At 61.3% G+C, this 12,525-nt stretch carries 10 protein-coding genes; 9 read left to right on the forward strand and 1 reads right to left on the reverse strand.

The window, feature by feature from the left end:
• Nucleotides 1–27: 27 nt before the first annotated feature.
• From WC326_12800 to WC326_12820, 5 genes are read left to right on the forward strand one after another with little or no spacing between them, the layout of a single operon-like run.
• The gene (locus WC326_12800) at nt 28–1,908 is read left to right on the forward strand and encodes an ABC transporter ATP-binding protein (protein MFA7331940.1); all 1,881 of its coding nucleotides are present in this window, start codon (nt 28–30) and stop codon (nt 1,906–1,908) included.
• A 41-nt stretch (nt 1,909–1,949) separates the two neighbouring features.
• Nucleotides 1,950–2,315: a hypothetical protein gene (locus WC326_12805; GenBank protein MFA7331941.1), complete on the forward strand. Its 366-nt coding sequence runs from the start codon at nt 1,950–1,952 to the stop codon at nt 2,313–2,315.
• Entirely contained in the window at nt 2,312–3,406 is a 1,095-nt protein-coding gene (locus WC326_12810; protein ID MFA7331942.1) for a glycosyltransferase family 9 protein, read from the forward strand. Before WC326_12805 ends, WC326_12810 begins: the two co-directional genes overlap by 4 nt.
• Entirely contained in the window at nt 3,403–4,470 is a 1,068-nt protein-coding gene (locus WC326_12815) for a glycosyltransferase family 4 protein (GenBank protein MFA7331943.1), read from the forward strand. Before WC326_12810 ends, WC326_12815 begins: the two co-directional genes overlap by 4 nt.
• Nucleotides 4,467–5,702, forward strand: a complete 1,236-nt coding sequence (locus tag WC326_12820; protein ID MFA7331944.1) for a glycosyltransferase family 4 protein — start codon at nt 4,467–4,469, stop codon at nt 5,700–5,702. The genes WC326_12815 and WC326_12820 overlap by 4 nt, the downstream gene beginning before the upstream one ends.
• 41 nt (nt 5,703–5,743) lie before the next feature.
• Here the strand turns inward: WC326_12820 and WC326_12825 are convergent, their stop codons facing one another.
• On the reverse strand, nt 5,744–6,634 hold the full coding sequence (locus tag WC326_12825) for a hypothetical protein (protein ID MFA7331945.1): 891 nt from the start codon (nt 6,632–6,634) through the stop codon (nt 5,744–5,746).
• Nucleotides 6,635–7,113: 479 nt separating this feature from the next.
• Here WC326_12825 and WC326_12830 point away from each other — a divergent pair, with 479 nt between their 5' ends.
• The 4 genes from WC326_12830 to WC326_12845 all read left to right on the forward strand — a co-directional run bounded on the left by WC326_12830 (nt 7,114) and on the right by WC326_12845 (nt 12,441).
• Nucleotides 7,114–8,277, forward strand: a complete 1,164-nt coding sequence (locus WC326_12830; protein ID MFA7331946.1) for a tyrosine-type recombinase/integrase — start codon at nt 7,114–7,116, stop codon at nt 8,275–8,277.
• Nucleotides 8,278–8,981: 704 nt separating this feature from the next.
• Complete coding sequence (locus WC326_12835; protein MFA7331947.1) at nt 8,982–9,746, forward strand: hypothetical protein; 765 nt, start codon at nt 8,982–8,984, stop codon at nt 9,744–9,746.
• Nucleotides 9,747–9,900: 154 nt separating this feature from the next.
• A complete protein-coding gene (locus WC326_12840) occupies nt 9,901–11,595 on the forward strand; it encodes a hypothetical protein (GenBank protein MFA7331948.1) in 1,695 nt (564 codons plus the stop codon).
• Between the two features lie 165 nt (nt 11,596–11,760).
• Nucleotides 11,761–12,441: a hypothetical protein gene (locus tag WC326_12845; protein ID MFA7331949.1), complete on the forward strand. Its 681-nt coding sequence runs from the start codon at nt 11,761–11,763 to the stop codon at nt 12,439–12,441.
• Nucleotides 12,442–12,525: the final 84 nt, after the last annotated feature.

Raw genomic sequence — 12,525 nt, forward strand, 5'->3', positions numbered from 1 at the left:
GGCCTGCTCTTCAAGTATATTGGCAACATGTGGCCACTGATTCGACAATTCCTGCCTTACCTGCGCGGGGTGCGCAGCTACCTGGCGCTGGGTCTGGTGATGATGGTGCTCTCCAGCCTGCTGGCGGGGGCGAACATCGGCCTGATCTACCCCTTCTTCGAGGGCGTGTTCGGCGGAGCCTCCGCGGACCCCGCCCCGGATAAGGTGATGGCGCTGGGGCCGTCCATCAGCCAGCTGGGCCAGGACCTGTCGCACGCCCTGCACGCGGCCGGCGGTCTGCGCGAGCCCGCCGGGCAGGCCCTGGACGCCTTCCTCGGACGTCACACGCGCTCCACCGTGCTGCTGCTGCTCTGCGGGCTGGCGCTGGGGTTGGCCACGGCCAAGTTCTTCGCCTTCTACCTCTACCGCGTGTTCTTCGTGCAGGTGGAGCAGACCATGGTGCGCCGCCTGCGCGACCACCTCTTCACCCACCTGCAGGACCTCTCGCTGGACGTGGTGCAGCGCTTCCGTCAGGGCGAGCTGATCAGCCGCGTCGTCAACGACGTGATGGTGGTGCGCAGCCTGACCGTCACCAAGGTGGCCGACCTGCTCTCGAACCTGCTGCAGAGTCTGGTCTACTTCGTGCTGGCGCTGCTGGTGGACTGGCGCCTGACCCTGATCTCGGTGCTGGTGCTGGCCCCGGCGGTGGGCGGCTTCCAGTACATCGGGCGCAAGCTGCGCACCTACAGCCGGCGCGCCCAGGAGCACATGTCGCGCGTGTCCGAGCGGCTCTCGGAGAATCTGCAGGGCTACCGTGTGGTGCAGGCCTTCTTCGCCCGGGAGCGCGAAATCCAGCGCTTCCGCGAGGCCACCACCAGCTACTTCCGCCGCATGCGCAAGCTGGAGCTGGTGGCCGGGCTGTCCGGACCTTTCGGCGAGTTCGCCTCCATGCTCGTGGCCGTCTTCATGCTCTGGTACGGCGGCCGGCACGTGCTCAGCGGCGAGGGCATGTCGGGCTCGGCCTTCCTCACCTTTCTGGCGGCCCTGCTGGCCATGCTGCACCCGCTGAAGATCACGGCCCGCACCTGGAACGAGCTGCAACGCGGCACAGGCGCCGGAGACCGCATCCTGGAGATCTTCAAACTGCGCAGCTCGCTGGCGCTGGCCGAGCATCCCCGGCCCGTGGATGGACTGCGCGAAGGGATCGAGCTGCGCCACGTCAGCCTGTCCTACGACGGCAAGCCGGCGCTGCAGGACGTGAGCCTGACCCTGCGCAAGGGCGAGATGCTGGCCCTGGTGGGCGGCTCGGGCTCGGGCAAGACCACGCTGGCCAATCTGGTGCTGCGGCTGATCGATCCCAGCCAGGGCGAGCTGCTGCTGGACGGGCGGGATATCCGCGAGCTGGACCTGGGCGCCTATCGCGGCCTGTTCGGCGTGGTGGGCCAGGACACCTGGCTCTTCCAGCTCAGCGTGGCGGAGAACGTTTGCTATCCGCGGGCGGTGCCCGATCCAGTCCAGGTGGAGGAAGCCCTGGGCCTGGCCAACGCGGAAGGCTTCGTGCGCGAGATGGGCGGCCCCGACTCGCTGGTGCAGGAGGGCGGGCACAACCTCTCCGGCGGACAGCGCCAGCGGCTGGCCATCGCGCGGGCCGTGGCGCGGCATCCCCAGGTGCTGGTCTTCGACGAGGCCACCAGCGCGCTGGACTCGGAGAGCGAGCAGCTGGTGCAGGCCGCGCTGGAGCGCTCGGTGAGCGAGCGCACGGCCCTGGTGATCGCCCACCGGCTCTCCACCATCATCCGGGCGGACCGCATCGTCTGCCTCAAGGAGGGGCGCATCGACGGCGTGGGTCCGCACGAGGAGCTCCTGCGCACCAGCGAGGAGTACCGCAAGCTCTACGATCTCCAATTCAGCATCCAGGAGGAGGCGTGATCCTATCCGTGCCCGTGTCCGTGGGCGAACTGCTGGACAAGATGTCCATCCTGCGCATCAAGCTGGTGGAGATCCAGGATCCGGCCAAGCGCCAGAATGTCCGCCGCGAGCTGGACGAGCTGGAGGCCGTGGCCCGGACGCATGGCCTTGCCCATCCGGAGCTGGAGCAGGGGCTGGACGAGGTGAACGCGGAACTCTGGCGCATCGAGGACGAGCTGCGGGTGCTGGAGCGCGAGCAACGCTTCGACGCGCGCTTCATCGAGCTGGCCCGCGCCGTGTATTACACCAACGACCGGCGCGCCCGGCTGAAGCGTGAACTCAACGCGCACTTCGGCTCCGCGCTGGTGGAGGAGAAGCAGTACGTGGAGTACGGCGGGCCGGTCCCGCCGGGGTCCTCCGGTCCATGATTCGCATCCTGGTCATCCAACTGCGGCGCCTTGGCGACGTGCTCATGACCACGCCGCTGCTGCGCAGCCTGCGCGGCAACTTCCCCGACGCGCGGCTGGACTTCCTCTGCGAACCCGGCAGCCGTCAGGTGCTGGAGCACAATTCCCTGGTGGATGAGATCCGGCTGCTGAGCGAGCGGCCCACGGGCGTGGACCTGCTGGACCTGGCCATGGAATTGCGACGGGCCCGTTACGATTGGGTGATCGACTGCCAGGGCCTGGCCAAGACGGGCCTGCTGGCGCGGCTGAGCGGCGCGCCCGTGCGGCTGGGATACGGCGGCCGCTGGTGGAGGCCGCTGGTCTACAGCACGCGCTACGTGAGACACAACGCCGATTACAGCGCCCTGGACAAGCTGCGGCTGCTGGGGCGGCTGCTGGACGAGGCCCACGCCCCCGATCCCCGCGACCTGGAGCTGGAGTTTCCCGTGGCGCCCCAGGCCCGCCAGGAGGCGGAGCTGTTCTGCCGCGCCACTTTCCAGGGCACGGCCAGCCTGCCCCCCGCCCGCCCGGGCGGACCCGCGCGCTGGCCCGTGGCGGCCCTGTTCGGCGTCAGTCGGCAACCCTACAAGGTCTGGCCGGCGGAGGCGCTGGCGGAGGTGGGCCGGCGGCTGGCTGCGGCGGGGCTGCGGCCCTTCCTGGTGCACGGGCCGGGCGAGGAGGAGGCGGCCCGGCGGGTGGCGGAGCGCATCGGCCCCGCGGCCCTGGTGGACTACCCCCTGCCCTCCTTTCCCGTGCTGAAGGAGATCCTGGCCCGCTGCGCGCTCTTCGTGGGCAACGACGGCGGACCCAAGCACCTGGCGGCCCTCTCCGGCATTCCCAGCGTGGCCGTCTTCGGCCGCGTGCACCCCGAGAGCTGGACGCGCCCGGGGGACGCCACCCAGCGCTGGGTGGCCACGGCCTCGGAGACGCGCCGCCTGCCCACCCGCGGGCCCTGCGAGACGGCCCGCAGCCTGGAGGAGATTCCGGCGGAGAGCGTCTGGCGCGAAGTGGAGTCCCTGCTGCGCGGCCAGCCCCGCCTGTTCCAGTCCCAACGGGGAGCGCGGCGGCCATGAGGATCCTCTACGTCAACAGCACGCGTCGCTGGGGCGGCGTCAAGAGCTGGTGCCTGCGGAGTGCCCGCAGCCTGCAGCAGCGCGGTCACGAACTGTGGGTGGCCGGCCGGACGGGCGACCCCTTCCTGGACGCCTGCCGGGACGCGGACCTGAGCATCCTGCCGCTGGCCTTCGGCATGAGCTGGTCGCCCCTGCTGATCCTGCGCCTGCACGGCCTGATCCGCCGCCTGGGCATTGAGGTAACGGTCTGCAACACGGGCCGCGACTTGTCCACCGCGGGAGTGGCCAGCCGGCTGGCCGGCGTGCCCGTGGTGCACCGGGTGGGCTCGGGCAGCGACTTCCCCGACAGCTGGGTCCGGCGCCGCACGCACCACCTGCTGGGAACGCGCCTGCTGGCCCCCGCCCAGGTGGTCAGGGACGAACTGCTAACGAACTACAGCTGGCTGCGTCCCGAGGACGTGGCGGTGTCCTGGAACGGCGCGCTGGCCCCGGCGCGGCCCGCCCTGCCCGGACCGGCGGACCGGCTGGTCTGCCTGTCGCGGCTGGCGGCGGGCAAGGGCCTGGAGCCGCTGCTGCAAGCCGTGGACCAACTCCAGCGCGCGGGCCGGGTCCTGCAACTGGATCTGGTGGGCGAGGGCCCGCTGGAGGCCGAGTTGAAGTCCCGCAGCCGGGAGCTGGGTCTGGACGAGAGCGTGCGCTTCCCCGGCTTCGTCCGCCCCGCGGCCGGCGTGCTGTCGCTGGCGGGAATCGGCGTGCTGCCTTCCCTGCGCGAGGGTTTTCCCAACACCCTGCTTGAATACTGGGCCGCCGGGCTGGCCGTGGTGGCCAGCGACCTGCCCGGCGTGCGCGAGGCCCTGGATGGGAGCGGCGCGGCCCTGCTGGTGCCGCCCGGCGACCCGGGCGCGCTGGCTCAGGCCCTGGGCCGCCTGCTGGACGACGACGGCTTGCGGCGGGAAACGGCCGCGGCCGGGCAGGCCCGGCTGGCCGAGCGCTTCACCAGCGTGCGCGAGGCCGAGCGCCTGGAGGCCTTCTACCAGGGCCTGATCGCCGAGCGTCACCCATGACGGATCCGGTGGCGCCGCGGCAGCTGGTCATCCTCTGCTACGTCCGCCTGGACCGCCCCGGCGGCGCCGCCTGGTCCCGCCTGTTGAATTACGCCCGGGCCTTCGTGGCGGCCACCGGCGGCCACGTCCACATTTTTTCCTCGCGCTGCCTGGACCTGGGCGCGCCGCCCCTCGAGACGGGGGTGGCGGGCTGCCTGGCCCAGGGCCGAACCCTGCCTCCGCTCGCCTGGTGGGAACAGGGGTGGCCGCGCCGGCGCCTCCGCCGGTGGCTGCGGGAGGTGCTGGAGCGGATCCGCGCGCTGGGGGGCGAGTGCTCCGTGCTGGTGGTGCCCAACAACCACGAGCTGTGGGAGAACCGGCTGACCCGGCGCACGCTGCAGGAGGCCGGGCTGGCCGTCTATCTGGAGAAGAACGAACTCGAGCTGGGCCTGGCCCTGCACCTGCGGGGCTTCCAGTGGAACCGGCTGGGCGACTGCCTGCGCGACTGGCTGCTCTTTCCCTATCAATTGCTCAAGGCCGCGCTGCTGGACCGGCAGATCTCCCGCTACCAGGGCGTGGTGGTGATTTCCCGCCGCCTGGAGGCCTGGGTCGCGCCGCGCAATCCCAACCTGGTGCGCGTGCCCGTGCTGATGGACGAGCCGGCGCCGCACGCTGCCGACCCGCCGCCCCCCGGCTTCCAGATCGGCTTCACGGGCAGCGTGAGCCAGCGCAAGGAAGGCTTGGGCCGCTTCATCCGGGTCCTGGGCGAATTGCGCGGACAACTGCCCGACGCCGAGCTGCAGATCTACGGCAAGTGGCAGACGCCGGAGGGGCGCCGGCTGCGTGCTTTGGTCCGCCGGCTGGACCTGGAGGCGCGCGTGCATTTCCACGGCGAGCGCTCCCTCTGCGAAATCCAGCGCGTGCTGGGAGCCCACCACCTGCTGATCCTGCCGCGGCCCCGCACGCTGCAGAACGAGTACGGCTTCTCCACCAAGCTGGCCGGCTACCTGGGCTCCGGCGTAGCCACCCTGGCCACGGCGGTCAGCGACAATGCCGACTACCTCCAGGACGGCGTGAACGGCTTTCTGCTGCCGTCGGACCGGCCGGAGCGCCTGCGCGCCAAGCTGCTGGAGATCTACGGGCGGCGTGGCGAGCTGGCGGCCATCGGCGAGCGGGGTCGGCAAACAGCGTTGCAGCACTTCCATTTTTCCCGCCACGGCGAACGCCTGGCGGGCCTGTTGCGGGGTCGTTGAGCGGGCGGACCGCCGCTGACAGCCCGCCCGCTGGAGACCCGCTACTCGTCCTGCGGCCAGAAGTGCTGGATCACGTCCACCAGCGCCCCGGCCAGCGAGGCAACCGCCACGCCCTGCCAGTTCTGCGTCCGCTGCAGGGCGGTCAGATCGGCGAACACGCCCCACGAGCAATCTTCCCCCACATCCTGGCTGAACTCGAACCACCAGGCGACGGAGGCCGCCATGCACGAGGCGCTCCAGTATTCGCGCAGATCGCTGTTGGCCTTGGAATCGGCGAAGTCCTGCCACTTCCGCACCTCGGCGGCGGCGATGCCGTTCTCCAGATCGCGCAGCAGGGCCGGCAGCTCCTTGTCGTGTGCGAAGGCCCCGCGGGTCGGCCGGTCCTGCCAGGTCCGCATGAGGTCGGCGTGGGTGGGCATGTCCTGCGGCGACAACTCGCCGTCCAGCAAGCGCTTGAACAGGTTGAGACAGACCTCCCGGTCCTGCCGGGAGAACTGGTCGGCCACGCCGCAGGCCGCGGCGGCCTCCTCCATGGCGCGAAGCAGGCCCTCGGGGTTGCGCTCGGCGTGGCGCCAGGCGCTCAGACTGGCGTTGTGGAAGGCCGCCCAGGCCGGCACGTCCGCCCGCTTGACGCTGAAGTTCGGCCCGCCCCAGTAGTAGAGGTCTCCCAGGGGATCCTCCGGCAGCTCGGGCTGGCACCAGCGCGGGAACCAGATGCAGAACCACTTGGCGGAGAGGTCCTTGGCGAAGTCGGTATCGGAGCCTTGGGAATCCCAGCTCCCGCTGAGGGGCGTGGCGGCCTCTCCTTCGAAGGAGGGCGGACAGCCGCCCACGGGCGCGAGATCGCAACTGGTGACGAGCACCAGCACGAGGCAGCTGATGAGCAGGAGGCCGGCGGCCACCAGAGTGGGTGTGCGTCGATGGAAGCGCATGATCAGTCCTCCGGAATGGGCAGCCGGAATCCACCCGGAAGGCAGTCCGGCTGCAGTACACGTGTCGCGGATGAGGGCCGCAAAGCGGCCTCGGAGGTTGGCCGGCCGGGAGTCGAGGGCCCGGGCGCGTCGAAGTCAGGGCCCGTTCAACGGCGGGTCCCACCGGGAGTTCCGGCCGGACTGCGCCGTCTGCAGCGGGCTGCGCGGAGTGTCGATGGGACGGGACAGTCGCCGGAAGCGCCGGTGTTGGTGGGGGCTGCCGGCGGCGCGCAGGCCGGATGGTAAAAACAGAGGGAGCCCCCAAAAGGGGTCCCTCTGCTTGTCACTGGAACAATTGGCTTTCATCCCTTCGTTGCAGCTAAATGCTTGATAGTCAAAAGGTTGAGTGTTTCATTCTTGTGACAATTTTGACCCGTCAAACGCCGGTCAAATGGGTCCTATCCCGGTCTGATATTTGAAGGGTAACGAGCGAGGTGAGGATGCTGAGGATTCGATTCACGAAAGCGGCCCTGGAGGCCCTGCAGGGGGATGGTGCGAAGCGCACGTGGGTGTTCGACGATCAGGTGCCCGCGCTGGCCTGCATGGTGACCCCCGCGGGCGGGAAGTCCTTCTACGTGGTGAAGCACCGCAAAGGGCGCACACACCAGGTGCGCCTCGGCAGCGTGCAAGAATTGGCGGTGGATCGCGCCAGGCGCATGGCCATCGACATGGTGATGGAGATTCTAGCGGGCAGGGGGCCCGCGCCGGCGCGCCAAGTTGTGGAGGACGTGCCAGCCGAGCTCACGCTGATGGAGGCATTTGAGGAATACATGGCGCACGCGGCCACCCGGCGGCGAGACGTGACGCTGGCAGAGTACCGGCGTGCCTGGGACATGCACCTGAGCACGTTGCAGGGGCGCCCTGTGCGCGAGCTGCGGCGGAAGGACGTGGAGGCCCTGCATCAGCGAATTGGGAAGGACAACGGCCGTATCGCTGCCAACCGCCTGGTGGCCACGCTGAAGGCTGTCCTGCATCGCGCCATTGCCGTGCACGAACTGGGCATTCCCAACCCCGCTGCGCGCATCGAGTTCTTTGAAGAACAGGAGCGCACGCGACGGCTGGAAGCCCACGAGCTGCCGGCGTTCCTGAAGGCAATAGACGAGGATCCCAGCCGCGACCTGCGTGACTTCATCTTGCTCCTGCTCTTCACGGGAGTGCGCAAGACCAACCTGCTCGCCATGCGTTGGGAGCATGTATCACGCGAGAAGGCGCTCTGGACGATCCCAGGTGGGGAGTCGAAGACCCACCGCGAACTCCATGTGGTCCTATCCTCTCACGCCATGGCCATCCTGGAGCAGCGCGCGGCTGGGCATGCTGGGCCTTTCGTGTTCCCTGGACGCCAGAAGGGACACATGGCATCACCGCAGAACGGCTGGGACCGCATTTGCGTGCGGGCCGGCCTCACCGACCTTCACATGCACGACCTGCGCCGCAGCCTGGCTTCCTTTCAGATCGACACAGGCACGCCGCTGGAGGTGATCCAAAAGACGCTGGGTCATGAGTCCAAGGTGACTACGGAGATCTACGCCAGACTGGCGCTCGATCCCGTGCGGGCGAGTGTGGAGCGGGCGACGGAAGAGATGCTGCGGGCGAAGAAGGACTAAGGCCACCGCACAACTGGCGGTGCAGCCTGGCTCACTTCCAGATTGACGCCAGAACGCCGCTTGAGGCGGTTTAGAAGGAGCTGGGGCACGAGTCCAAGACGACCACTGAGATCTATGCCAGGATGGCACCGGAACCCCGTTCGGGCTAATCATGAGCAAACGATAGAGCATGTTCGAATTCCAAAGGAGTAGTAGCTTCCTTGGTCTGATGCATCATCCGAATTGCCGGACTGCAATCGGGGCAAGAATTCCGTTGCGTCCAATGTGTCTCTAATCTGATGCCCCGGTCCGTGCTCGGTTCGTACTTACATCCGAGGCAATGGCGGAATATGACAGAGCAAGTCTTGACAAGTCCCCCCTCTCAATCCGTCTCGATAGCGAACCCGCGTAGGTCGCATAAAGCCTATCTCGTTATACTGCGCGCAGCGTGCTTTTTCTCTGACGGGTCAAGGGGATGCGCCAGTCACATAAGATCCTGCGGGGTTTTATCTAGACTGTCTAATTCTTAGTTATGCCGAAGCAAATTGAAATGTGAGAACTGGAACATGTCTGATACGAAGTTTAGGGAACTTAAATTCAGATTACGGCTTTGGACGAACCGAATGCGATTTCAGATTTTGCGTAGTAAGAGAGGAATGCCGCTGAGACTATACCTTGATCTTAGGTATAGGAGATTTGTACGGTGGACTATTTGGATGTTGGCAATGACAGGTCTATTGTCATCGTTCATTTCTTTTCAATCAGTAGTTGTGGCGTTTGTCTTTGGTTTGGTATTGTTTATCCTTGGTAAGGTTTTTGAGTTTTTCGCCTTTGCGCATCCTGCCGCATTTCTCCACGCACTTCCTACATTTGATATTGATCCAGCAAAGTGGACGGGCATGGTGTTTGGATATGCTTGTCCACCTGACAAATCGATTCCTGATGTTCCACTTGTGGGAATGGCTATCTCCGATCATAGTTATGCGAGGCAGCTGTCAGAACTCTTATTAGTTTGGTCGGACCAAGAAAAAGACGACAAGGATGGTTGCATTGTGGTAAGAGTAATTATTCTCAATGAATCTGAGTATATGATCATCTGCAGACCTGGGATAAATAGAAAGAGAGCGAAAGATTTTTTTGACTTGCAGCGCCAGAATCTCAGCAAAGTGTCATTGATGGATATCGTTGTCGAACACCATGGAATGATTGTGTTTGGAAAGCGATGTGTGATCACAGCAAGCTCGTTCTTCCCCAAGTTTCGCGAAAAGTATAAAGATGGGACACCGGTTATATTTGGCTTCTTTGACGCGGACCGTCCAGAACTGGGCTTCATTGATGCTCTACCGCAGTTTAGGTTGTCTTCGTTTTCAATTGTCCGAAAAAATGAGCTGACAAGGCATGACCCGGAATATGATTTGCTGCCGCTTTGGGAAACTGGTGGAGTTTGGCAAGGCCCAGGTGAGCCGCCTACTCGGAAATCTTCGGCATAACATGTGCTTGCAGCCGACTTTGCGCCTGTCACGGCGCTTGCGAGAAGTGAGCGAAGAGGAAGACAAAGAAAGCTAAGGCAAGCGCCGCGCCAGGCGCGCCGCGGCTGAAGCCAACGTTATGTGCAGTTGAAGTTGTCATGCAAAGGAACATAAAATGACACCCGCAGAATTTGAGCAATCCGTTGATAAAGCTGTTGAGCGACTGCAGATATTCGGTCTTCCCTCAAAGTGCATATTCGGTGCTGTGTTCGGTGTGATTGATAATTTGTTTAACGGTAAGAGATTTAGTGAAAACATCGAGCCAAGAATCGATGCAGGCTGCGCACTGATTGGTCGACTCTCCTATATGGCACCACTGTTACTTACATGCGATAGTACGCAGATAGGTAGTAGCGCACTTGACACACAACAGGCTTACTTCTCCGTCGATTCAGATGGAGAACAGTTAAAGCTATTGCAAGCATATGGCCATTTCTGTGAGATAATGCCTGAAGTACATCGTGGATACTACAAGGTCATAGAATGCACTACAAACCGGTTGCGACTCGAACATAGCAGCCCTGAATTCAGGCACTCTGAATCGCTAGATATCATACTATCAGATTTAGCGTTGCCCTACCTTGTTCGTGTTCCTACAAACTACATGAATATGTTTGATAGGCAGGCAGAGCAATTACCAAAAGGAGACAGTGAGTTTCTAAACAAGACACTGGAAATTCTGTTTAATCATCACGCTACTCACACATTTGAAGTGCCAATATTATCATCCACAGGCTTTCTTTCGGGAGTTGGTGTATCCTATGAGGAATTTAAGCGTTTCCGTGCTGCATGGTTTGCATTCGCAGACTATTGTTTAGGAATGGCAGCAGCGATATCTCGATTAGGTGTAAACGACCCTAGCAGACAAGAGCAGTTGTTGCCTGAGCTATTCGAATGGCAGACCATAAACTTTAAAGAATATTTCTGCAAAGATCTAATTATAAAAATCTCCAATATCCATCCCGATTCATATGAGAAGATTCTCAGCTTGTACTCATTCTACACTAATAATGAGGAATCTGACATGCGGTTCGGAGATGGTTTTTTTCCGCCATTTATTCGGTACAAAGAATCTATCTGCTTCAATCCAAATACTCTTCAAATCATGCTTTCAGAAAGAAACATTCCCTATGTATTGAACAAAATTGATCGAAAAAGATTTGATGGTGAGATATCAGAATACATGGAACCCCAGTTGATAAGTATTGCTGTAAAGCTGTTGAAGGCAATTGGCAATTGGGTGATAGTTGAGAACAAAGCCTGGGCGGGGGGTGAATTCGATATTCTGGTATATGCCCAACATGAAAACGTTGTACTGCATATCCAAGCAAAATCGGCCATACCAGCACAAGGCGCAAGAATGATCAAGGCAAATGAAAGCCGCATCAAAGAAGGATTAAGGCAACTAAGAGTTTTCAGAGAAAAGCCTCAATCTTTTCAGGACTCGATCCTATCTAAGGCATTGGGCTTGAAAGTCTGCAACGCTTTAGTTTTAGATTCAGTACTTAGTCGTTCCAGTTTTGGAACTCATAACCTATGGTCAGAACTTGATAACACAATTCCATTGTCACCGACAATACTGTTGCACCTAGTGAGGAAGTACAAAGACTCAACACAACAAATTTTATTAACGGATATTAAGAATGAGATTGAGAGTTTCTTCGAGTTTATTTTGGATGATATGTGTCCGATATGGTCGGAAGCAATACTTGAAATTTCCGATAAGCAAGTTCTCTTTCCGCTGCTTGAGTTTGATGCAAACAATCTATCAAAACTGCGCGAAAGACTATGGAACTACTACGCAGTTTAATGGGAATCTAAATTGTAATAGCACATAACAACTGCATGAAGCTGATGCCTCGCCTTGTCGCGGCCTTTGCCCTGGCAGATGACGCCTGCGCGTCAGGCTTGACGAGCAAAGCCCGCGCCAAGCCGGTCACAGCTTATGCAGAACGTTATGCACAAGGAGCAGTAGTTGTCTAATCAAGAGATTGAAGAAACGACAGGCGATAGGCTGTCTCAGGCTAAGATCTACTTCGCATTTGTCAACGATCATGCCTCTTCACTTGATGACAAGGCGCGTACTCTTTTAACGATCGTATCATTACTAATCGGAACAGGGGTTCTGACTTTTTTCAAAGCGACTTTTGACAGTCAAGCAACCCTTAGCATTCGTCTAGCTTTTGTGGTGCTTGAATTGTCTCTATTGGCAACCTCAGCTGTTGCATTCTTCAAAATTCTGAACGTTTTGCGACTTCACGGATATAAGGGACCGCCTGATGCAAAAGGATTCCTGGAAAAGTTCAGAACAGAAGATGCCAAGACGACGAGGGAATCACTGGCGCATTATTATGCTGCTGCGGCGGCAGAAAATTCAGAGCAAGTAAACACGATGGCCTCATGTTTGAAGGAGGCTTTCATTTGGACAAAAGTCGCATTCGGGGTGTTTCTGTTGTCAATCGTTACGTTAACACTCGCAATGTCATTTGGTGGAGAGCCAAAAATGTCAAACCAGAATGAAGCTCCAAAAAATCCCGCAAGCGGGACAACATCAGGTCAAGGATCGCAACCAACTCAACCGGCATCATCAGCACCGCCTGAACCTAAGCCAGTTCCGGGAACTCGAATTGAAAAGAGCGATACACCTGGCAAGTAGAAGTACGTATGCATAACATGCCGTGCAGCCGACTATGCGCTTGTCACAGTGCTTACAGAACTTGACACAAAGAAACGTCGGTAA

It is taken from the genome of Candidatus Delongbacteria bacterium (assembly GCA_041675285.1).
GTDB lineage: Bacteria > CAIWAD01 > CAIWAD01 > CAIWAD01 > CAIWAD01 > CAIWAD01.